The sequence below is a fragment of the Archangium violaceum Cb vi76 genome (assembly GCF_000733295.1).
Classification (GTDB): domain Bacteria; phylum Myxococcota; class Myxococcia; order Myxococcales; family Myxococcaceae; genus Archangium; species Archangium violaceum.
The window spans coordinates 1-228 of the sequence record NZ_JPMI01000335.1 but is presented as its reverse complement, the minus strand read 5'-3'; the positions used below and the strand labels follow the sequence as shown (position 1 = coordinate 228).

Sequence of the window (228 nt, the reverse complement as noted above, 5' to 3'; positions counted from 1 at the left end):
CCGCGTTGCCCGCGAGGTGGGTACCGAAGGAAAGCTGGGCGGCCAGGCCAAGGTCGAGGGCGTGTCCGGCACGTGGAAGGACCTCACGGACAGCGTGAACCAGATGGCCAGCAACCTCACCGCCCAGGTGCGTGACATCGCGGATGTCACCACGGCGGTGGCCCGCGGCGACCTGTCCAAGAAGGTCACCGTGGACGTGAAGGGAGAGATCCTGGCCCTCCAAGAACA

General features: G+C 66.7%; 1 protein-coding gene. It reads left to right on the top strand.

Annotation, left to right across the window (positions count from 1 at the left end; genetic code table 11):
• Positions 1-228, top strand: a 228-nt coding sequence (locus Q664_RS44265) for a HAMP domain-containing protein (protein ID WP_152622691.1), incomplete at both ends; no start/stop codon positions are given.